We start from the raw sequence: 24,074 nt of genomic DNA, 5'->3' as shown, positions 1-24,074 counted from the left end.
TCCCCTAACCCCGCCTTCAGGTTTGGGAGAAGGGGTGAGGGCACAAATAATTGAATTGTGAGTTAACACGACTGATTATGAATTCGATAAAAAAATTAATAAAACTGACAGTCATTCCCACCTCCTTAGGATTATCCATCATTGGTAGTTTGCCCAAAGTGGGAATAGCTGAATCACCAATCGCTGGCAAATTTCAAAATTGGCAAATAAGTCAGAACTTCGTTCCTCCAAATCGCAAAGCACCCTCAACGACAGCTGGGGGAGGAAGCCGTGGTGATTTCTGCAATTTAGGAAGCAAAGAAACGTTAACGCCCTTAATACCTCCTAATAAATTAGGTTTAACTTTTGCAGAACGTCCCACATTTTATTGGTTTGTACCGCAAATACCCGTGCAAAATGCTCACTTTTCGCTACTAGATGAAAAAGGTATAGTCTACAGCACGACTTTTAGACTGCCAAATCAACCAGGAATTGTTGGTTTTACTCTCCCGGCTAAAGCACCGAGTTTGAAAGTTGGTAAACAGTACCGCTGGTATATGGCGATCGCTTGCAGTTCCGAGGAAACAGAGAAAGAGGCGTCTGTCGATGGATGGGTGGAACGCATCCAACCTACCCGCGCTTTATCAAAGCAGCTAGCCAGCACAAATCCCAAGCAACTTTCCCAAGTTTACGCCAAGGCTGGTATTTGGCATGAAGCGTTACATACCTTAGTGCAGCAACGCCTGATTAATCCCAGCGATCGCACAGTCATGGCTAACTGGCAAGTATTTTTAGAGTCAGTCGGCTTAAAAAATTTAGTTCCCCAACTTTTAACTAGCACCACGACTCAAAGTCAGTAATTCATTACTTAAGAAGGGAATAGGAAACGGTGAACATTAAAAAACACCTTTGGCAATGGCGTGGTATTTTAATTGCTACTCCCAGTGTAGGAATATTTGTGTTGCTCCTGCGCTTGAGTGGGCTATTGCAAATGTTGGAATTGGCAGCGTTGGATCGAATGTTCCTATTACGTCCTTCTGAACCTGTTGATGAGCGAATTGTCATTATAGAAATTAATGAATCTGATGTCCAACAATTAGGTAAGCGCGGGCATTGGCCTTTACCTGATGGCTTGCTGGCAAAGCTTTTAAAAAATTTAAAACAACAAAAACCAAGCGCTATCGGTTTGGATTTATATCGAGATTTACCAGTAGGCTTTGGGCATGATTCGCTCGTGAAAGTATTTGAGTCTACCCCAAATTTAGTCGGCGTACAAAAAGTAGCTGAAAGCGAAGATAGTTCGGCGGTTGCGCCACCACCAGCACTGAAAAAAATTGGGCAGGTGGGTGCAAATGATTTTCCTTTAGATGGAGATGGGAAAATTCGCCGCAGCTTGCTATACTTAGCGGATAAAAATGGTAAAAATGTCTTTAGTTTTGCCTTTAAATTATCTTCTCTTTATTTAAGCGATCGCCAGATTGATGTAGGACAAACAGAAGATTTCTTAGTCAAAACAGGTCAAGTCATTTACCCATTATTTCAAGGCAATGATGGCGGCTATATCCGAGCAGAAGACCAAGGTTATCAAGTACTCATAAATTACCGTCATGCCAGACAAGGTTTTCAGCGCATATCAATTACGGATGTGTTAGAAAACCCTCTTCCCAAGAACTTATTCACTGGACGCATTGTATTAATTGGACCTACAGCCGAAAGTCTCAAAGACCTATTCTACACACCTTATAGTAGCACTGTATTAACAGCACCCAAACGTATGCCTGGGGTAGTCATTCACGCTCATGCTATCAGTCAAATTTTAAGTGCTACTTTAGACGATCGCCTGTTAATTAAAACTTGGAAGGAACCACAAGAATGGTTGTGGATTTTTCTTTGGGCGTGGATTGGTGCAACATTGCTGTGGCAACAAAGGTATAGTGGCCATTCTAAAAGGCGATCGCTATTTCCTCTGATAAGTTTTTTCTTGGCTGGATGCTGTCTTATAGGTAGTAGTTATGTAGCTTTTCTTGCAGGTTGGTGGATTCCTATAGTACCAGCATTCATGGCATTAATAGGTTCGGGGATCGCTGTGACAGCTTACGTTGCACGAACTGCCGGTGCTATTCGCAAAACTTTTGGTCGTTACCTCACCGATGAAGTTGTTGCTAATTTATTAGAAAACCCTGAAGGATTAAAACTGGGGGGGGAACGGAAAAAAATTACAATTCTCACTTCCGATCTCAGAGGTTTTACCGCCACATCTGAGAGATTATCTGCTGAAGAAGTCATTAAAATTATTAACCTTTATCTGGGGTATATGGCAGATGTGATTACTCAGTACAAAGGAACTATTGATGAGTTTATGGGTGATGGGATTTTAGTTTTATTTGGCGCTCCCATCGCTAGAGAAGATGATGCTATTAGAGCTATAGCTTGTGCTGTAGGGATGCAGTTGGCAATGGAATCTGTGAATCAGAAAATACGGCAAATGGGCTTACCCAAGCTGGAAATGGGTATTGGCATTAATACAGCAGAAGTCGTAGTAGGTAATATTGGTTCGGAAAAACGGACTAAGTATGGAGTTATCGGCAATCAAGTCAATTTAACTTATCGTATTGAATCTTATACAGTTGGGGGACAAATTTTTGCTTCAGAATCCACTATTCATGAAGCTGGTTCGATAGTCAAAATTATTGGGCATAGAGAAGTCCAAGCAAAAGGTGTAAAGCAACCTATAAAAATTTATGAAATTGGGGGCATTACAGGAAAGTACAATCTGTATCTTCCTCAAGAACAGGAAGAAGTCTTCTTGGAACTGCCAGAAGCTATTCCCCTCCATTATGCAGTGTTGGATGGTAAAGATGTGGAACGCCAGGTTTTTCAGGGAAAGTTAGTTAAGTTGTCAGTCAAGGGGGCACAAATATGTAATAACAACCCTATAGTTTTACAGCCATTTACGAATCTCAAGTTAAACTTTTTTATGAATCCCAATTCCACAATCAGTGAAGACACCTATGCTAAAGTCTTAGACAAAACCGCAGAGGCAGATAGTTTTTATATTCGGTTTACTAACATTCCGCCAGAAGTGGAAGCCCATTTAATGGCATTACACAACCGCGAAGGTAAAATATAACTGCAGATGAATGATTCCAAGTTACATCTCACAAGTCATCAATCCCTAGTCTTTGAAAACCCCCAATCAGTTTGGCAGATTGAATCGGGTGCGATCGCCTTATTTGCTATTCCCATCCACCAAGGTATTGAGGGGACTCGTCGTTATCTATTCAGTGTTAATACAGGGGAAGCATTGTTTGGGATATCAGCTAGTACGCATAAAATTGTAGCTGTATCTATGGAAGAGACTGTGCTGTGGCAACTCACGCCCGAAGACTGCGAGCAATGGCTCAGTCAGGGGAAAGATGAGACAGAACATTTTCTGGAGTTAGTGCTGGCTTGGACGAAAAACATCTGTAGTTGTGTAGCCCATCAGGGGTTCAACCCACCTGCGTTCCCCCATCCCGAACAGCTGAGTCGTTGGGAATCTATTCAAGTTATCCTAAATGAACTGCACGGACATTTCTGCCAGATTCTGACTCAAATAGAACAGGAGGAGTCAGTCGCAAAATGGCAGCAATTTCAAGCACGGGAACAACTGAACCATCAACGAAAAGTTTCTGCGCTAGGGCATTTGGCATCAGTCCTTAAGCCAAAACAAGCAGAATTGATGCAGGAAGGTACCCCCCTTTTGATTGCTGCAGGTGCTGTAGGTAGAGCCTTGGGAATTCAGATTTTGCCCCCTGCACCTTCGGAAGACATGACGCGGATTAAAGAACCACTAGAGGCGATCGCTCGTGCATCCCGCATTCGCATCCGTCGGGTATTACTTAAGGATAAGTGGTGGCAAAAAGATACTAGCCCCCTCTTGGCATACACACATCAAGATAACCGTCCTGTGGCAGTGCTACCAGTCAAACCAAGGCATTACGAAATCTTTGACCCAGAAAGCCTTACTCGCATAATTGTCAACAACGATACTGCCCAACAACTGGCTCCCTTTGCCTATGTATTTTATCGTCCCCTCCCCGATCGGGATTTAACTGCTATCGATCTGTTGCAGTTTGCCTTCAAGGGGCAGATGAGAGAACTGGCGATCGTCCTCCTCACAGGTACAGTCGCTGCATTTCTAGGGATGTTAACCCCCTTAGCGACTGCGATCGTTATTGATTCCGCCATTCCCGACGCAGACAAAAGTTTATTAGCACAAATTGGCTTGAGTCTTTTAGCAGCCAGCTTTGGCACAATTATTTTTCAAATTGCTCAAGGTTTTGCCACCCTGAGGTTAGAAACCAAAGCCAGTGTCGATTCCCAAGCCGCCCTCTGGGATAGATTATTCAATCTGCGGGTTTCTTTCTTCCGCGAGTACTCTATTGGGGACTTACAATCTCGTGTCTCTGCTATCACTCAAATCCGCCAGAAACTGAGCGACGCCGTATTACGGACAATTTTTACCAGCTTCTTCTCCCTACTCAATCTGGGATTGTTGTTCGTCTACAGTTCTAGCTTGGCTTTAGTGGTAGTGGCAGTAGCACTGGTAACAATTATATTCACCACGGTTTCCAGCGTACTTACCCGTCAAAAGTTGCGCCCTTTAGAAGAAATAGAGGGAGATATTTTTGGCTTTACTGTACAGATGGTTGCTGGCGTGTCTAAACTCCGAGTCACCAGTGCAGAAGACCGTGCCTTTGCTTATTGGGCAAAAAAGTACAGTCAGCAGCTAAAACTCAAGCTGAGTACAGAGCAGATAGAAGATACCTTAGCTATATTTAATACCGTTATGCCAACTGCCAGTTCGATGATTATCTTTTGGTTGGCAGTCATGTTAATTTCCCAAACCCCATCTCAAGGCAGTACAGGTTTATCTACCGGTATATTTTTAGCATTTAACTCAGCCTTTGCTATATTTATCGCCGCAGTCACGCAATTAAGCAACACCACAGTCAGCATCTTGGATATCAGTATTTTCTGGGAACGGGCAAAGCCAATTTTTCAGGCTCAACCAGAAATTGACCTCAGCAAAAGCGATCCAGGGCGGTTAACGGGTAAAATCAAAGTCGATCGCGTGACATTCCGCTATCGGGAAGACGGACCCCTCAATTTAAATGAGGTGACAATTCAGGCAGAACCAGGAGAGTTTATTGCCTTGGTAGGGCCGTCTGGCAGTGGCAAATCAACGATTATCAGACTGTTGTTGGGGTTTGAGACGCCAAAAGACGGCACTATTTACTACGATGGTCAGGATTTATCAGGGCTAGATATATCAGCAGTGCGCCGACAGATTGGTGTTGTGCTACAAAATGGGCGCATTAACAGCGCCTCAATTTTTGAAAATATTTCTAGCGGTGCATTGGTAACAATGGCAGAAGCTTGGGAAGCTGCACAAATGGCTGGGTTTGCTGATGATATTAAGTCAATGCCAATGGAGATGCACACAGTCATTTCCGAGGGGGGTACTAATCTCTCTGGCGGACAACGTCAAAGGTTATTAATTGCCCGTGCTTTAGTTTTAAAGCCGAGAATCCTGATTTTTGATGAAGCCACGAGTGCCTTAGATAATCGCACCCAAGCAATAGTCAGCGCTAGCTTAGACAGTTTGGGAGTCACGCGTATAGTCATTGCCCATCGCCTCAGCACCATCCGCAACGCTGACCGGATTTATGTTATTGAAGCCGGTCAAGTTGTTCAGCAAGGGAAGTTTGAGGAATTGGTGCATCAAGAGGGGTTATTTGCTAATTTGATGGCGCGGCAAATTCAGTCTTAAGGTCTTTAAATCCGTAACAGTCAAATTTTGAAAAATCTATGTATTTAACCAGTCAAAAGATAGGTTTTTGTAAACTTTTAGTATATTTACTTATAAATCGGTCTAACTTTATTAGAAGTTAGTCTAATATTAATCGTTTCTTAAACTTGTTGTGGGAGCTTGAGTAGTAGGGTTCTTTAGGTCAAATATCTCAAGAAGCTACCCAAATTTTACATATTTTTTTTGTATAAAGTATTACGGGTGTATTGGTAACCATGTCGTTTCTTCATAAGTAATCCAGGTTGACGAGCGCATCGCAGATGTCGTGTTGCTCTGCATCTCATATTTCTACAAACGATTACCTCTTTAAGGACAAACAGCAATGCCGATTCAATTGAATGGCCCATATTCCCAGAACTTTGATACTCTGGCATCTTCAGGTACCCCCAGCAACGTACTTCCCCCAGACTGGGTGTTTTCAGAGACTGGAACCAATGCAAACTCAACATACACAGTGGGCACTGGCTCTAGTAACACAGGTGATACATACAGTTTTGGAGAAGCAGGTTCTACTGACAGAGCATTAGGAACTTTACGGTCAGGTAATCTAGTTCCCACAATTGGTGCAAGCTTTACAAATACAACAGGTAGCACAATCACAGCATTCAATGTGTCCTATAAGGGCGAGCAATGGCGTTTAGGTACATCCGGTAGAGGAGCCGATCGCCTAGATTTTCAATACAGCACGGATGCAACATCCTTATCAACGGGAACTTGGTTAAGTGTCGATTCTCTGGATTTCAGTTCTCCTGTAACCACTGGAACTGTAGGAGCACTCAATGGCAATAGCAACAGCACAGTCGTCACAGCAACTATTACGGAGCTAAACATCCCAAATGGAGCAACCTTTTGGTTCCGTTGGCTTGATTTTGATCCCACTGGCGCAGATGATGGTCTGGCGATCGACGACTTTTCCCTTTCCCCTACTGTTGCCCCACCTCCTACAGTTCCCACAGTAACCATCGCTGCTACTGATGCCAACGCTACTGAAGCAGGAACAGATCCCGGTACCTTCCGCATTACCCGCAGTGGCGATACAACCAATGCCCTAAACGTCAATTATGCAGTTGCAGGTACAGCAACTGGGACAGACTACACGCAAACCCTGACGGGTACAGCCACAATCCTTGCTGGAGCATCCTCTGTCGATATCACGATTACACCCGTTGATGACGCTCTCGTGGAAGGGAATGAAACCGTCACCCTGACGCTGGTTGACACCGCCGATTACGATTTAGGCGCAACCTCCACCGCCACCGTAACGATCGCCGATAACGATGTTGGTCCTGGAAATATCCGAATTCGCGACATTCAAGGGACGGCACATATTTCACCTCTGAATGGTCAGGGTGTGCAAAATGTAGCCGGGATTGTGACAGCGATCGCCTCCAACGGCTTCTACATACAAGACCCTTCCCCCGACAACAATGACGCCACCTCTGAGGGGATTTTCGTTTTCACAGGTAGCAGCTCTCCTATTCTGAGTGCCCGCACTGTAGGAGAAGCAGTGTTAGTCACAGGTACAGTATCTGAGTTTCGTCCCGGCAACAACTCCAACAACCTAACTATTACGCAAATTGGTAGCTCCAGCAGCGTGCAAACACTGAGCGTAACTGCCTGGACAACTGCACCCACCACCATCACCCCGACAATTTTGGGAAATGGCGGAAGGGCAATTCCGACTCAGGTCATCACTAACGATGCTGCAAATGGCAATGTTGAAAATGCTGGTACTTTATTCGATCCGGCTCAGGATGGCATCGACTTCTATGAAAGCCTGGAAGGGATGCTGGTTCAAGTTAACAACCCAGTAACAACGTCTCCCACCAATGTCTTTGGGACTTCTCAAGAAATCTGGGTACTGGCAGATAATGGAGTTAACGCCACTAGCCGCACTGCCCGTGGCGGTAGCTTGATTACATCAAGCGATTTTAACCCAGAGCGGATTCAGATCGATGATTTGAACAATGCCCTGGTACTGCCAACAGTCGATGTGGGCGCTCGGCTCAACACGATTACTGGAGTTGTTAACTACGACTTCAACAACTACGAAGTTCTGGTTTCCAGTGCTCCCGCAGTCGTGCAGCCATCTACGCTGCAAAGAGAAGTTACAAACCTGACGGGCAGTAACACTCAATTGACGGTTGCCACTTTTAACGTAGAAAACCTCGATCCGGGTGATGGTGCAGCGAAATTTACTGCTCTGGCAAACGCCATTGTCAGCAATCTGCGATCTCCCGACATTATCAATCTAGAAGAAATTCAGGATAACAATGGCCCCACCAATGACAGTGTTGTGGATGCCAGCGTGACGTTTCAGACTCTGATTAACGCGATTGCCGCCGCAGGTGGCCCCACCTACCAGTACCGTCAAATTAATCCTGTAGACGATACTAATGGTGGAGAACCAGGGGGCAACATCAGGGTAGGGTTCCTGTTCAATCCCCAGAAGGTTACGTTTGTCGATCGCCCCGGTGGAACCTCGACCTCCAGCACAACAGTCACCGATGCTGGAAGTGATGGCATCCCAGATTTGTCTGCCAGCCCCGGTTTAATCGACCCAACCAATGCTGCTTTCAACGCTAGCCGTAAGCCTCTGTTGGCGAGTTTGTTTTAACGGACAAACCGTTTATGTCTTGCAACCACTTCAAATCCAAAGGCGGCGACCAACCCCTGTTTGGCCCAAACCAGCCCCACCCTAACCACGAGGTGCAGCGCAACCAACAAGCCACCATTGTCAAGAACTTTGTTCAAAGCATCCAGGATATCAACCCAACGCCAACGTAATTGTAGCAGGCGACCTGAACGACTTTGAGTTCTCTAACCCACTCACGATTTTGGAAAGCGCTGGACTCACTACTTTGGTAGAAACCCTGCCAGCCAATGAACGCTATACCTACAACTTTGAAGGTAACGCGCAAGTGCTCGACCACATCCTAGTGAGCGGCAATCTGCTGAACAAGCTGGATGGCTTTGATGTCGTTCACATCAACTCCGAGTTTGCCGATCAGATAAGTGACCACGACCCAGTGCTGGCACGATTCAATATACCAGTTCTTAACCAAGCACCTACAGCCGTTACCCTAAGCAACATCACCAATACTCTGGCAGAGAATCTCGATACTTCTACCCGCATTAAAGTTGCTGATATCAGTATCACTGATGACGGTTTAGGGACAAACGTCCTCAGCCTCAGTGGCACCGATGCAAACTTCTTTGAAATTGATGCGTCAGTTCTGTACCTCAAAGCCGGAACCACTCTCAACTTTGAAGCTAAGAACAGCTATGCAGCCACGGTAGCGGTAGATGATACTGCGGTTGGTGGCACTCCCGATGCCTCCCAACTCTTCACTCTCTCCATCACCAACGTCAACGAAGCTGCCACCATTAGCGGCACAGCTACAGCATCAGTTACTGAAGACTTGGGTGTTGTGAACGGCAACCTCAGTGCTACGGGCAATCTCACTGTCACCGATCCCGATGCTGGAGAAAGCAAATTTAACACCACCGTCACCTCCGCCAACGACAACTTGGGCAGCCTCACCATTACTGAAGCAGGGGCTTTCACCTACACCGTTGCTAACAACAGTGCAGTGCAATCTTTAGGTGTAGGGGCTACCAAGACTGACACATTCACCGTGCAATCTTTTGATGGCACTGCCAGCCAGAATATCGGCGCGACGATTACCGGGGTGAATGATACCCCAGTTGCAGGCACCGACTCCTTCCTCGCTACCCAAGGCACCCCACTGACGATTTCTACCACCGCCCTACTAGCCAACGACAGCGATGTCGATAACGGTGATGTGTTGTCGATTACCGGGGTAAGCAATGCGGTAGGCGGCACGGTAGCCTTCAATACCAATGGTACTCCTGCCAATCCTGCTGATGATTTCATCACCTTGAATCCCACTAGCAGCGGTGCAGGCAGCTTCAACTACACCCTTACTGATGGCAAGGGTGGCACTACTCCCGGTACTGTCAACTTGTTAATTGGCACCCGCCAACTTACTGGTAAAGGCAACGATGTAGTCAATGGCAATAATGGCCCTGACTACCTTGATGGCGGTAAAGGCAAGGACAAACTCAATGGTGGTAACGGCAATGATACCTTGATTGGCGGTAACGATGACGACCAACTTATCGGTGGCAATGGGAGTGATATTCTCACTGGTGGCAATGGAGATGACAGGTTTGTTATCTCCAGCTTGGCTGAGTCACTGCTAAGCAGCTTCGATCGCATCACCGATCTACGAATTGGAAAGGATATCATTGATGGGCCGAATGCAGTTAGTACCTCAAAACTCGCTCAACTGGGAGTGGTCAATGGCTTAACACAAAATGAAATCGGTGCTGTGCTGACTGGCAGTAGTTTTGCTGCCAACCGTGCAGCCACATTTAGCTTTGGCACTCGTACATTCCTGGCACTGAATAATGGCACAGGAGGTTTCCAATCTGACCGCGATGCTGTCATTGAGATTACCGGGTATACTGGTAATTTGGCGAATTTGGCGATCGTTTAAGTCTCCATACCTCGTAGGGGTTTAGCTTAATTCAAAAGAAGCCCCACGCCTGACACGAAGTGCAGCGTGGGATGAATTTTGGATTAAGCTAATTTTAAGCTTTATTTCGCAAATTGACTTTTCTCTTGACGCATATTTATTCGATGACTATGGTAATAATCAAAACAACCTTCCTAAGCGTATGTACAATATTCATATAAATTCAACTCCTATAATGAAAGGATTTGAGTGATGTGTTAGTGCTGCAAAAATTTAGGGGCTTGGTATTTATTAAATCCATTACAGGACGTTTCCAATGGCTAAAGAGAGTCTTGAACAGTTCAAACAAGTCATTTCAAATGATGTAGCATTGCAAGAAAAGCTCAGAGCGATCGCCAATCCAGATACCTTTATTGAGCAAGTCGTTCAGTTGGGCGAAGAAAACGGCTATAGTTTTACCCCTGAAGAGGCAGCAGAGGCTTTAGCTGAAATTGGAGATGAGGAAGATGAACTGAGTACGGAGCAGTTAGCTAGTGTTGCAGGTGGTGCCAAACCAGAAACAACTGTTCCTCAAACTTGTAGCGGAACTTGGTGCTAGGAAAAAATTTTACCGTTAATCCATGCAAATAAAATTGCGTAGTGTTGGCTCAATATCAATTCCTGGAGGTTTAGATGAACTTTTCTATGGCAAATTGCCTGAAAGTGGTTGCGCCTCACCTTCACTCTGATTTAGTTTCTCCTGAGGCTTTGTCCCAGTTACAAGCCTTAGCTCAAATCTTACCACCCTTGTCTATGACAGCTGGGTTTGAATGTCGTTTGGGCTGTGAGCGATCGCAAGTAGATTTCTGCGTCAAACTTCCCTGTTTACCAGCCAACCTGCCCGATAAATTTCTCCAGCATCCTGTGTGGCAAGCTATTCAAGCATTTTGTCAAGAGTGGATTGAGCCAACATCTTTTTTACATCAACAAGTGAATAATATTTGGTTAGAATTTGATGTAGTTGGACAAATTCCCGAAGTGCCAATTCCATCTATTTTTTTAGCTCTAAATGAAGAAAATAACAGTGATATTCCTCGACTCATTGAAACAGTTTTAAAGATATTTAACCTACCGTCCTTCAATGCACAATTGAATTCAAATCTACAACTTTGTATAGATTCTTTACCTACTGGGGCATCCATCAGACAACTTGGGTTCATGTTATCTCGTTCAGTGGATGGGATGAGAGTCGTAGTAGGCGGGCTGTCACCCCAACATTTTTCAGATTATTTGGAGAAAATTGGTTGGAGTGCTCAAAGCGAGCAAAGGAATATCTTTCAATCTCTAGTTTCTACTGTATCTGAATTTGTAGATTCTATTAGAATTCTAAACCTGGATGTAGGTGAGATTATCTATCCAAAAGTAGGCTGGGAATGTTATTTAGAAAAGCAACCTCAACAAGAACCTCGTTGGCAATTATTTCTCAATCATTTGGTTGATATGGGACTCTGTACTCCAGAGAAAAAAAATGCTCTGCTCATTTGGCCGGGATGGAGTCAAAAAGCTTCTCAGCCAGAACTTTGGCCTCAAAACCTCAGCTGGAGCGATATTTTCCTCAGTTCGCGAGCCACCAGCATTTTTGGCAGAGTCGTCAACCATATAAAAATCGTTTATCAACCGGGTTATCCTTTAGAGGCTAAAGCTTATCTAGGTTTTGTTCATTCTTGGGTGAATGCAGATACTTATATTAATTCGCAAGTGTGAATTTTTTAAATTCCAGTCATGAAAACAATTTTAGATAGGTGGTTATTGCTAGAACCTGACCTAGCTATAGCAAAAGGAATTCATTTTCTCTATGAAAATCAACTGCCTGATGGAGAATTTAGAACTTATTTTGCTGAAACACCAAATATGAAATCTGAATGCCGTTTTGATAGCTCACCCTTTGTCACAGCAGCCGTGTTGTATTCTTTAGGTTTTGCAGACAATTCTAAGGTGAATACAATTATTCAGCGAGGCATAGATTTTTTGATAAAAGAAAGACAAGAACCGGGTTTATGGAAATATTGGACTTCTAAAAGTACGACTTTAGTTCATCAAAATTTAATCGAGCCAGATTTAGATGATACATCTTGTGTTTCTTATATTTGCCAAAAATACGGTTATTCTAATTTAGTTGAACATAATTTAAAACTCATATTAAAAAATAGAAATGACCTAGGTTTATTCTACACTTGGATAAGAAATGAGCGAGCAAAGAATGACATAGATAGCGTTGTCAATGCTAATGTATTGCTTTACTTAGGTGAATGTGAAGAAATCAAAAATGTATGTCATTATTTAAATCATCTAATTTTAGAGGCTCAAGAAAAACAATCTTATTGGTATTATATTAATGATTTATCGCTGTACTATGCTCTTTCTAGAGCTTATTTTAATGGTGTTCATAGCTTGCAAATAGCTGGGGACACTATTATCAATCGAGTAGTCTCTACACAAAAAGAAAATGGCTCTTGGGGAGATGATTTGTACACGGCTTATGCAATTTGTACATTATTAAATTTTGGGTATGGCAACAAAACAGTTCTCAGTAAAGCTGTTCATTATCTTCTGCGTCGTCAACAAGATAATGGCTCTTGGTCAAGGATAGCCATTTGGGCTGGTCCGGAACCACCAATTCCCCATTCAGTTTGGTGGGGGTCGCAAGATTTGACGACGGCTGTATGTGTAGAAGCATTAGTGAGATATTTGTAATCAATCCCACAAAAGAACTGAAGGCAATATTTCAGGGTAGGCTAACCGCAGCAGCTCGTAGCCAATGCCCGCTATTCCTTGAAAAAAGCTAGGATTAAATACGTGGTTAGGCAAGTTAGCAAACAATTTATAGCCTCCCGCTTGTTTTGCTCTGTTGACAACCCAAGATGCTTGTTTGTGAGCTTGGCTTTGCAAGCAAGGACGTGATAGTTTCTGTGATGCTACCAGCAGCACCTCAATTCTGCCAAAGTTACCGCAGCACAGATGGTCTACATCTTGCCAACTGTACTTTTGGGTAGCTTGCAAAGCCATTTCTATTTCTTGATAAATCTCATCTGTCTCTAAAATCGATAAACTGCCCAATCTAGCTAAACCAATCCCAGAAGCCCCATGGCACCAACTCACCATAAACTTTTGTTGTTGTTCGGCAAAACGGAGATCGGGCCAGTTAGTTTCGCTGGGGGAGAAAACACTGCGTTCGTAGGCAATACCTTCACAGGCTGCTTCAAGGTAGGCTTTATCATTGGTTAGGGCATACAGTCGCAGTAATGCATAGGCAATGCTAGCGGCTCCATGAGAAAAACCTGTAAGTGGTATTTTGGCGACGGTTTTCCAAGCTCTGGGGGAATTATCAACCCTGGTTCGATGTTGGAGCAAATGCTGACCGCAAGCCAATGCTTGCTGTAAAACTGCGGGCTCCTTGGTTTGGTGATAAAGTGCCAATAACCCCAGAATTGCCCCAGATGCTCCCCCAACTATATCTAATTGTCGATCGCAAGCGATGAGTGCGGGAGTCATCAAATGGGCAACTCGTTGAGCATCTTCTAACAGTGCTGCTGTTTCCAGGAATTGGCTGGTTCTGACTAGAGAATAGATGATGGAACCGATTCCTGTCGCTCCTCCTATTCCTATTTGCTTGGCAAATGTTTGCATGAAGTCAGGAGAGGATGTTTGCAAACAGTGACGTATGGAGTGTAAAGCACTGAAAGCTAAGTCTTTGAATTGAGTGTTACCTGTGATTTGATACAATGCTGATAAAAACAGGGCAATGCCACAATTACCGTGATAAAGACTATCATCTAAAAGCTGGAGTTGGAAGCGTTCGGCATTTGGTACGTAGCCTATGCCCATCCAATTCAGGCTACCCGATACTCCCTGAAGGGATTGTTCCTGAATTTCGCTTGCGATCGCAACGGCTTCCTCCAGTAACTGTTCGACACTTAAGGGTGAGATCGATTGTAAATCAGATTCTGAGTCTAATTCTGCTTTTTTTTCAGTGCTGGGAGTTCGCGCTACTCTCGCATAAAAACTTCCTTGGATGATTGCTATTTGTCGAGATAAATCCATCTCATCGAGCTGCTGGAATCGAGAAATTACCTGACTGTAACAAGATTGCTGAAAGTATTGTTCGATAGGTTGTTCTAAACCAACATCGATGGTACAGCTATCAGAGAAAACCCCAAAGTAGGGAACGTCTAACTGCTGCAATGCTGCTAATTCTGCTGAGAAAATCGGCCAAGCTTTGGGCTTAACTTGAGTGACTAGAAATGCTTGAGCGATCGCATCGAGTTCTAAACTACAGTCAACCCCACTGCGAAGAAATTCAGGTGACAGCGTTTTTTGCAAAATCACAGCATAAACATGAGTAATGCGGAAAACAAACCTAACCCACTGTGCTTGCAGGGCTTTCAAAGGGCTATCACTACTTAAGAGTACATCCTGACGAGCTATCAGGAAGCGATACATTTGCTCAAAACCTGAAATTAAGTCCTCTAGGTAGTCATTAGGCGATAGCGCCACTCCATTCAAAAAGGCTACATTTCCCTGGAGTGGTCTTGCTACCATCTCATAACCCAGGTGCATATCATCCGTATTCACACACTTCCATTGTCGCACTCTCTTGGCTATTCGCAGCGGATCGACACTGCCCAAACCGCTGATATCATAGGCAGTGCGTCTGTCGTGACTAAATTCCCAACGGGGTAACAATCCTGTACGTAAAACTGAATCCCAAAGGAGTTGATTTGCCAAGGTTGCTGCTTCTGAGACTTCCCCAGAGTCATACATGGGGTTCACCTGAGGCTGCATCAGGGTTTCCATATCAATTAATACCAGATGTTCGCCACTAGCAATTAAATTTTCTAGGTGACAATCAGTTGCTCCTAACACGTACAACAAGCATAGCAGCATACCTGCTCGTTGATAGAATCGCTGCGCTGCGGCTTCATCAACACACGGCTGCTGTTCTATAAACTCAACCCAGCCGTAGGTTTCACGATTCAGAACCCGCACAACTTTGAAGGCTAAAGGAATGCCATGCTGATTGCACCATTCTAAAATCTGACCGTAGGCGACTTCTAAACCGAGATTTTTGGGTTTGTAAATCAGTTTTAAACCCGATTCAAAAGTGAGGGCAATAACAGAACGACCTCGATTATGAAAGTCAGATAGAGATGGTTTAATTTCTGTAACTTTTCCTATCGAAGTCTGGGGAATTTCTGGATGAGGAAAAACTTGCTCAATTGTAGATAAATCAGTTTTGAGACGTTGCAAAAAGTCTGCTGTTGCTTCCACCCAAAAATCAACAACTGTTGCTATAAACCTACCCAATACAGGATATTTTTGGAAAAACCTCAGTAAACCATCGGACAGAAGTTTTTGCACAAAGGCATGGTAATGAACTTTGCCATGCGTTCCTGAAATCTCTCCTACTAGAGAACTTAGCAAGCTGTAGCCAGAAGGGCGATAACGGGAAAATTCTAATTCCAGGGTTTTTTCACAGCAATTTATGAGTCTATGTAGTAGGCTGCATTCTAGTTCGAGGTAGGTTTCTTCAGAAAGCAGTTCTAAGGGGAAACATCTGAGATGAATGAGTAATTTTTGCGAAGCTACTAAAAGAACTGGTAATAATACATCCTCAAACGGCAACGGATTTTCAGGATTTATAGGGATGGGAAATTTTTTGATACTTTGGATTTGAGTGCGATATTGAGTTGCATTCTGAAAAGGGAATTTTGCAGTAGTTTGAATAATTTCTTTGAGAGTTTCTCCCCAACTAGGTAAGACAGAATGATTGACAAGTTGTACTTTTCCCAGGAAAGGACGTACTGACTCAATATCCCATCCATCCCACTGCAATCGCTGCTGAAATTTTTCCCAATTTCCTTGAGCGATCGCCTGACACCACCGTTCTAATCTCTCACTGACTTGTTTGTCATCAATTTGGGTTGTATCTACCGCAAACAAGCTCTTAGTGAGGCGTTCGCTTAAATAACTTGCCTCAGCTACTATTTGGGTTATTTCTGCTAAAGTTGGTGTCATGCTTGCTGTCTCACTATTACAATCCATTACCAATTAAAATAAAAGCTGCCCAATAGTAGGGATGGTTAAATTGATTATTACCTGCCGTTATTAAATTAAGTTGTGCTGTCCGCAAAGCTTCAGCCTTCGTTAATTTTCCTGATTTTAGTGTTGTATAAAATTCATTCATGAGGGCTTGGGTACCGCCATCAGAAACAGTCCACAGAGAAGCAATAGACGCTTTAGCACCTGTGAGTTGAATTTGGTATCCCAAACCGAGAATTTCTTGCCCGTTACCCAATTTTTTCCCTAAACCAGTTTGGCAAGCACTCAACACGACTAAATCCACATTGGGCAAAGACCAATTTTCTATATCTTTGAGGGTGACACGTTCTCCATCCCCAAACAGAATAAATGAATCTTCTGGATTGCCACTCACTAGCATACCATGTGTTGCCAAATGTACAATTTTGTAATCATTCATTTGCGGAATGGTAGTTTGGGAAGTGAAATCTTTATCTAATAGTATTTTTGTGCTGGCGATCGTTTTAGCTAAGTTTTCCACCTCAACTTTCGCAAACTTCAAACCGCTGAAGATTTCTTGCCTCTCACCCACTGCAACTTGATACTCACCTTTGGTAAAAGCTGCGGCTAATGTTGGCAGAGATGTTAGGGGTTGGTTGTTTAATTTTGTTAAACTGGCAGCAGTAATATTATTGACAATAAAACGCTCGACCAACCAATTTTTACCATCGTATAATGCTGCTAAAGGTATATACCTTAGTTTGCCATCTGGAGCATAAATAATAGCTTGAGCATTAGCCTGTTTTAGGTCATTTTCTATTGGTTGAATGAGCCATTTATATAATTGATTTCCTGGAACTTTACTATCTTTGTAAGGAACAACAAGCGTTTCCCGAAATTCAGCGATCGCCCGCTCTAATTCCGCTTGTTTGACTGGAACTGGACGATGAATGGGAGGTGCATCTGCCGTCACCACAACTAACTCTAATCTGTCTTCTAAAACTAAGGGATAGAGCAAGACTGCTTTTTTATTTAACTGGCGTAAGTTATCTCGAATAGAGTTGAGTTGACGCAAACTCAGATTTTCTTGTCCGGAGGTAGCTGATAATTGCTGCACCAACGCCACCACAGCAGGATTTTTGGTAAATTTATTAAACTCATCAGTCATTGTTTGTTCGAGTGTTACCAGTTCCGCAATGCGTTTTTCTTGAGCAGATGTCCGTGAGGATTTGGGGATTTTGCGTAGATTTGTCAGTTCTTGTCCCAGCGCGATCGCTTTGTCTTGAATGGCGTTGTATTTTTGAGTAATATCTTGTTCTTGAGGTTTTAAGGGTAAGTTTTGGGGGGATTGTGATGTTCCTTCGGCTGTAGGAGTTGAGCCTCTTTGTCTGGTATTCGCCACTGCTGTTTTCTGAGGTATTCCTCCTCGATGTCCTATAAAATCATTCATTTCTTGGATTTTGAGTAAATCCAGAACTTGTTGTGCTTCTGCTGGGCGGTTTTGCTGGAGTAATAAATCCGCAAGACGGCGATATCTTTCTGCTACTGTTTCTGTGTAAGATTGTTGAATGGCAGTAGGCATGACACGCAAATTTTGCCGGATTGACTCAGTTAAGTTGACTGATTGTTTGTAAAAAGCAATAGCTAGCTGTGGTTGCTTTTGTGCGGATAAACTATCTCCTAAAAATTTCAGGGTTGTGGCTTCACTGACTTTATCAGTCACTTCGCGATGCAGGGCTAAAGCTTGCTGATAAAATTCCGCAGCTTTAAGGTATTGATTTTGCTTTTGGTGGATTTGTCCTAAGTTGCTTAAGGTTACACCTTCCCCAGTGCGATCGCCAATTTCTTTATAAAGAGTTAACGCTTGGTTATTGAACTCGATAGCTTGGGGATACTTGCCTAGATGAGTGTTAACACGCCCAATATTATTAAGACTAGCAGCAATCCCTGGTTTAAAATTATTTTCTTTGTAGAGTTTTAAAGCTTGTTCGTAGAGTTTTAAAGCTTGGTCATATTGACTTAGATTTAAGTAGATTTGCCCAATGTTATTGAAGTTAATGGCTCTACCTTGAAACTGAAAAGAGTCTTTACCAAAGGATTCGCCAACGGTAGCACGGCTGGTTACTTGCTGCAAGTGTTGGGAGTTTTGACCGAGATAATCGTAAATTAGTTTAATATCTTTTTGATTGATTTCTTCAGAATTAGTGCTGCTGAGTTTACTATAAATTGTAGACGATTCTTCGGCAAATTTTAAAGATTTTTGATATTGACCCAAGCTAAAGTAAGTACCGGAAAGATTATTGATAATTGCTGCTTTTGTACCTAGATAATTTGAGCAGCAATCTTGGAGATTTTTTAAAGCTTGTTCGTAGGAGTCTAATGCTTGGGTATAATCACCTAGATTAACGTAAACGACACCAATATTATTTAGAGTTTGAATGGCACCAATTTTATCATCGCCTGCTTTGTAAATCGCCAAACTTTGTTGATAGAAATCTAACGATTTTGGATACTGTCCCATACGAAAATAAATCGCCCCCACGTCAGCCAGCATAATTTTTTCGCTAGTAGAATAGCTAGAGGCTTTGGGGTTAGCCGCTTTCAGTTCTCGAAGAATCGCTAAAGCTGGTTGATACGCTTCCAAAGCTTTAGAATATTGACCCAGATTAACATACACCTCACCCATATAGGAAAGGGGTATCCATTCATTTTCGCGATCGCGGATTTTTCTATATATATCTAAAGATGACTGAAAATGTTCCAGTGCTTTGGCATACTCACCTTTACGAAAATACACATATCCAATATTAACAAGGCTGTTGGCTTCCCCAGCTTTAGCACCGTATTTTTTGAAAATGGTTAACGCCTGCTGAGACTGTGCGAACGCTGTTTGTAATTCATCTATTCCAATCAAGTCCTTGTAAACCACAGATGCAGCATTATTATTCAGTCTCACCCCTTCCGCAATCTGTTCTTCAGGGGTTGGGGTTGGTGCTTGTGCGAGAAGTTGTTGTGATGGAGAACCTAAAGCCAGAAGCAGAGTTATGGGAATAATAGAAAGTTGCATAGGACAATAGCGATCGCGGCTGATGAGAGTTAACTGACTGGATGCTAACCCAATACTACTCGGTTAACCATAAAAATACGAAATTATGTAGGTTGGGTTGAGGAACGAAACCCAACATTTACCAGCATTTGTTGGGTTTCGCACTATTTCCCTTAACCGAGTAGTATTGAGATGCTAACCGTTGCCCAAACAGTGTAACAATTGTAGCCAGTTAATTATCCAATCGCCAGTATTTCCTCTAGACTTCAAGAGAGTCCTCATCCTTTGAGCGTAATATAGCAATTCTATTTGAGATCCAAACAAGGGAGACAAGGGAGACAAGGGAGACAAGGAAGAAGTGTTTGTAGGGAGCATCGCAATTTGGAAAAAACACGCCCGCGATTGGAAATCGCAACTATACAAACGAAACCTGCCTACGCAGGTTATTTTTAGAAAGTCCACAGGGTATCTACACCTTTTGTAGAGTTTCGTTTAATTCAGCCATAAACAGAAGTCGCAGCACGATCGGCTACAGAGATGACTGCACTATTAACTCTGATTATTCTTCTCTTGTTCGACTCTTTGGGCGATACCTACGGTAACGGCTTAAGCCGTATCGCATCAACAATTATCCGATGATTCTCTTCTATAGGTTGACCATCTTCAGTAAACATCGACGGATATATAATTGCTTCTGAGTCGGGGGTACGGCGACTAAACAGAGAGTACAGAAAATAAACTGTCACAGGTTACTTACCTTGAGGGAAACATTACCTTGAAAACACCAACAACACTATTTTTAGCGTGTCTTGACCCCATTAGTCACTTTTGGTTCCCCATTGGTCGGTTAACATTTGATGGGGGTATGTATCAATTTGTCTACACGCAAGGTGTAAAAGAAGCTGAAGAGAAATGTGCTTTTAAACCTTTGTCTTCATTTCCGCGCTTAGATGAAATTTATACATCAACTCAGTTATTTCCAGTGTTTGCTAATCGGGTGATGTCGCGTAAGCGTCCTGATTATTCAAGTTTTATTGAATGGCTGAATATTCTCAACGATGAAAATGACCCAATCGCAATTTTAGCCCGCAGTGGTGGTGAACGAGAAACAGATACACTCGCCGTTTTTCCTTATCCGGAAGTTGATGAACAAGGACAGTACCATCTTTATTTTTTCGTGCATAGGTTGCGACATTTGTCAAGCAATGCGATTGAGCGAATCGATCGACTTGAGCCAGGGGAAAAGTTATGGTTAGCTCGCGAATTTCAAAATCCCTACGATTCTCAAGCTTTCATTTTCAACACCGAAGACCACTACATTGTCGGTTACTGTCCGCAATATTTGCAAGCAGAAGTTTTTGAGTTGCTTCAACAAAATTCCAACGAATATGTGCGGGTAGAGCGTGTCAATAAATCTCCAACACCGCTCCAGTTTCGCCTGCTGTGTAAAATGAGTGTGGATTGCAGAAATGATTTTCGCCCCTTCTCAAGTCATCAGTATCAACCCCTTATTGCAGGGATTGCGACTGCGATAAAAGGATTGCCTTCGTCACGATAAACCAGTGGCAAAAACCAGGGTTACTATATGAAGAAGCGTTGAGCTTTGAGGACTGTCTACTTGCTCAACGTCTGAAAAATCGGGAGCTTTAGATTTGCTGTAAGAGCTATAATTGGCATAAAAGACAAGCCGGGTAACACTGGAGCGATCGCATGGCAGAATTAACGATTCAAATTTCAGATGAACTAGCTCAACGTTTAAAACCTTTGCAAAATCGCTTACCCGAATTGCTTTGGCGATTGTTAGACGTTGCTAATTCGCCACAGGTTCAGCAGACAGTTCTAGCTGAGACTACAGATATTCCCGAAGTTTATCAAGAAGTTCTTGACTTTTTAATTAAGCGCCCAACACCAGAAGAAATTATGAATTTTAAAGTTTCATCCCAAGCTCAAACACGCCTGCAAGCATTATTAGAAAAAAATCGCTCTGCAATACTCAGTCCAATGGAATTAGCAGAATTAGATGTTTACGAGCAATTAGAACATATTATGATTTTACTAAAAGCACGAGCCTCCACTAGAATTTAACAAATGACTTCTAATTCAATTTCTGCCGAACTACGTAAGTTAGTCATAGAGAGAGCATCTGGACGCTGTGAATATTGCTTAATCCATCAAGATTTTTCAATCTATACCCATGAAGTAGACCATATTATTGCCGTAAAGCATGGGGGTGAAACGACTGCTGATAATCTAGCACTTTCATGTTTATCCTGCAATCGTCATAAAGGTTCAGATTTCGCTACGATAGACCAAGTTACTAAAGAAATTGTCCCATTGTTTAATCCCCGTCATCAGGTTTGGGATGAACATTTCTATCTTGAAGGTGCGAGAATAGAAGGGAAAACTCAGATTGGTCAAGGGACTGCAAGGTTGCTTCAGTTTAATGTTCCTAATCGCATACTTCAACGGCAAGTTTTGATGAATCAAGGACAATATCCGTAGACAATGCTGGGGAAAGTTTGGAATAGGCGGTAGAATATCGTTTCTGCTTTCACGCTGGTTGATGCTTGGTTGGATGCTTAATTTTTGATTTTACCGTAAGTTTGGTGGTTGTGGAGGGTTGGATTTGGAGGTAATTAAATTAATAATTATTGATGCACAATGGAATTGATACACAACGGAGCGATCGCTTAAGGTAAAATCGGGCAAATTCGACCTCCTGCTACCATGTCCGACTCTATCCAACAAGAAGCTCGCCAAATCCTTTAGCCATACTAGCTCCGGGGAATATCTGCAACCTTGACTAGTATTTAGAAGATCTCTTTCCAGGTCAATACCGCTCTTGTGTTGGCAGAAACACTTTTTCCGCTTTTTTATGTCTTTTTATCAAGTACAATTTATACAAAATAAAGTGCGTTTACCCTGACCTGATTATTCAGTCCGCGAAGGCGGACTTTGTTTGTATAGCCGCGATTTCTAATCGCTAGGGCAAAGAGGAGGTTGTAAAATTTGAGGCAGAGCCTCAAGTATTCATTCCCAGGCGGAGCCTAGGAACGAGAAAGACGAGAAAGACGAGAAAGACGAGAAAGACAAGCTATTTTTGCTCAAGTCCTTCTTTTACGCGTTTACCATATTCTGGATCGCATTGCATCAAGTGCTCCACCATGCGCTGTTGAATATGGGGACTGCATTGTTTGAGTTGTGTCACAAGGTTTAAAATCAGGTCATCACGCTCCCAATCTTCAAAAGTACGATACCGCTCGCCTGCCTGCTTGTAATCGTTAGTTCGGCTGATTTTTTGACCTATAACGGGACCTTGAACGTAAGGAGTGTGAGGTTTGCCATATTTCGGCGCTTCTTTGAGTCCGCCAAGACTGCTTGGCTCGTAATTCACGTGGGGGTTCTCTCCAGCTTCAACTCCATCAACACGGTAAGTCATCTGAGCATCACGCTGATTTGTAGCAACAGGTGTTTTTGGTTGATTGATAGGTAACTGTAGGTAATTTGGTCCCACGCGGTAACGCTGGGTATCTGAGTAAGAAAAAGTTCTACCCTGAAGCAATTTGTCGTCTGAGAAGTCTAACCCATCCACTAACACACCTGTACCAAAGGCGGCTTGCTCAACTTCTGCAAAATAGTTGACCGGATTTTTATCAAGCACCATTCGTCCGACTGGTAGCAATGGGAATTGGTCTGGCGGCCAAATTTTTGTGGGATCTAATGGATCGAAATCGAGTTCGGGATGTTCGCCATCAGACATGATTTGGACGCAAAACTCCCATTCCGGATAATCACCTCTTTCAATTGCGTCGTACAAATCCTCTGTCGCATGGTTAAAATTCTTAGCTTGAATTTCTTCAGCTTGAGCTTGAGTCAGGCATTTTACTCCCTGCTTGGGTCTCCAAAAGTACTTCACTAAATGCCCTACACCGTCTGAATTCACCCATTTGTAAGTATTTACACCTGAACCTTCCATGAATCGGTAGCTTGCAGGAATTCCCCAAGGACTGAACAGCCATGTAATCATGTGCATTGCTTCCGGTGTATGGCTGATAAAATCAAATATCCGGTTGGGGTCTTGACGGTTAGTGACTGGATCTGGCTTGAAAGCATGAATAAGATCGGGGAATTTGATCGGATCTCTGATAAAGAAGATTTTTAAGTTATTTCCTACTAAATCCCAATTACCATCTTCTGTATAAAACTTTGTTGCAAATCCACGCGGATCTCGGAGTGTTTCAGGTGAATGCCCACCGTGAGTAACGGTAGAAAAACGAACAAACATTGGCGTAATTTTGCCTTGTTCTTGAAAAAGCTTGGCACGCGTATATTTGCTTATAGGTTCATCACCCACTTTACCATAGGCTTCAAAAAAGCCATGACCACCTGCTCCTCGTGCATGAACGACTCTTTCTGGAATGCGTTCGCGATCGAAGTGGGTGATTTTTTCCAGAAAGTTGTAGTTTTCTAGTACTGTAGGACCCCTGTCACCCACAGTTTTTGTATTCTGGTTATCTGTTATTAGATGACCCTGGCGGTTTGTCAGAATTTCTTCTTGGTTGCCGCTCTCACCTTTTTTTTGAGTGTTTGTCATGTGCATTCTACCTAAAGAAAAAAGCCTCTCACTAACAAGGTA

The 24,074-nt window shown here is 43.1% G+C and carries 14 protein-coding genes and 1 pseudogene; 11 read left to right on the top strand and 4 right to left on the bottom strand.

Annotation, left to right across the window (positions count from 1 at the left end; genetic code table 11):
- Positions 1-77 precede the first annotated feature (77 nt).
- The 8 genes from F7734_RS27140 to F7734_RS27105 all read left to right on the top strand — a co-directional run bounded on the left by F7734_RS27140 (position 78) and on the right by F7734_RS27105 (position 13,068).
- Positions 78-839 (top strand): DUF928 domain-containing protein, encoded by a 762-nt coding sequence (locus tag F7734_RS27140; protein ID WP_155747730.1) that lies wholly within the window; start codon positions 78-80, stop codon positions 837-839.
- A gap of 29 nt (positions 840-868) precedes the next feature.
- Positions 869-3,109 (top strand): adenylate/guanylate cyclase domain-containing protein, encoded by a 2,241-nt coding sequence (locus F7734_RS27135; RefSeq protein ID WP_166482177.1) that lies wholly within the window; start codon positions 869-871, stop codon positions 3,107-3,109.
- A gap of 6 nt (positions 3,110-3,115) precedes the next feature.
- Positions 3,116-5,794, top strand: coding sequence for an NHLP bacteriocin export ABC transporter permease/ATPase subunit (locus F7734_RS27130; RefSeq protein ID WP_155747729.1), 2,679 nt, complete (start codon positions 3,116-3,118; stop codon positions 5,792-5,794).
- 361 nt (positions 5,795-6,155) lie between these two features.
- Positions 6,156-8,450: a hypothetical protein gene (locus F7734_RS63910; protein ID WP_155747728.1), complete on the top strand. Its 2,295-nt coding sequence runs from the start codon at positions 6,156-6,158 to the stop codon at positions 8,448-8,450.
- Positions 8,451-8,670: 220 nt separating this feature from the next.
- Positions 8,671-10,356 carry a VCBS domain-containing protein gene (locus F7734_RS27120; RefSeq protein ID WP_155747727.1) on the top strand — a complete coding sequence of 562 codons (1,686 nt, stop codon included), beginning with the start codon at positions 8,671-8,673 and terminating at the stop codon, positions 10,354-10,356.
- 295 nt (positions 10,357-10,651) lie between these two features.
- A complete protein-coding gene (locus F7734_RS27115) occupies positions 10,652-10,933 on the top strand; it encodes a Nif11-like leader peptide family natural product precursor (protein WP_155747726.1) in 282 nt (93 codons plus the stop codon).
- Positions 10,934-11,007: 74 nt separating this feature from the next.
- A complete protein-coding gene (locus F7734_RS27110) occupies positions 11,008-12,078 on the top strand; it encodes a hypothetical protein (protein WP_207714221.1) in 1,071 nt (356 codons plus the stop codon).
- 18 nt (positions 12,079-12,096) lie between these two features.
- Positions 12,097-13,068: a prenyltransferase/squalene oxidase repeat-containing protein gene (locus tag F7734_RS27105; protein WP_155747725.1), complete on the top strand. Its 972-nt coding sequence runs from the start codon at positions 12,097-12,099 to the stop codon at positions 13,066-13,068.
- Here the strand turns inward: F7734_RS27105 and F7734_RS27100 are convergent, their stop codons facing one another.
- The 3 genes from F7734_RS27100 to F7734_RS27090 all read right to left on the bottom strand — a co-directional run bounded on the left by F7734_RS27100 (position 13,069) and on the right by F7734_RS27090 (position 20,184).
- Positions 13,069-16,389: a type 2 lanthipeptide synthetase LanM family protein gene (locus tag F7734_RS27100; protein ID WP_155747724.1), complete on the bottom strand. Its 3,321-nt coding sequence runs from the start codon at positions 16,387-16,389 to the stop codon at positions 13,069-13,071.
- A gap of 16 nt (positions 16,390-16,405) precedes the next feature.
- Positions 16,406-19,459, bottom strand: a complete 3,054-nt coding sequence (locus tag F7734_RS27095) for a tetratricopeptide repeat protein (protein ID WP_155747723.1) — start codon at positions 19,457-19,459, stop codon at positions 16,406-16,408.
- A gap of 572 nt (positions 19,460-20,031) precedes the next feature.
- Positions 20,032-20,184 carry a hypothetical protein gene (locus F7734_RS27090; protein ID WP_155747722.1) on the bottom strand — a complete coding sequence of 51 codons (153 nt, stop codon included), beginning with the start codon at positions 20,182-20,184 and terminating at the stop codon, positions 20,032-20,034.
- Between the two features lie 29 nt (positions 20,185-20,213).
- Between F7734_RS27090 and F7734_RS27085 the strand changes: the two genes are divergently transcribed.
- The 3 genes from F7734_RS27085 (at position 20,214) to F7734_RS27075 (ending at position 21,940) form a co-directional block, all read left to right on the top strand.
- On the top strand, positions 20,214-20,996 hold the full coding sequence (locus F7734_RS27085) for an HIRAN domain-containing protein (protein WP_155747721.1): 783 nt from the start codon (positions 20,214-20,216) through the stop codon (positions 20,994-20,996).
- 152 nt (positions 20,997-21,148) lie between these two features.
- Entirely contained in the window at positions 21,149-21,523 is a 375-nt protein-coding gene (locus F7734_RS27080; RefSeq protein ID WP_155747720.1) for a hypothetical protein, read from the top strand.
- Between the two features lie 3 nt (positions 21,524-21,526).
- Positions 21,527-21,940 carry an HNH endonuclease signature motif containing protein gene (locus F7734_RS27075; protein WP_155747719.1) on the top strand — a complete coding sequence of 138 codons (414 nt, stop codon included), beginning with the start codon at positions 21,527-21,529 and terminating at the stop codon, positions 21,938-21,940.
- 601 nt (positions 21,941-22,541) lie between these two features.
- Here the strand turns inward: F7734_RS27075 and F7734_RS27070 are convergent.
- Positions 22,542-24,032, bottom strand: a pseudogene (locus tag F7734_RS27070) (catalase); the annotation flags it as partial.
- Between the last annotated feature and the right edge of the window lie 42 nt (positions 24,033-24,074).

Source organism: Scytonema sp. UIC 10036 (assembly GCF_009725235.1).
Note: the sequence above shows the minus strand (reverse complement) of the source record. Positions and strands in the feature narration are given on the sequence as shown.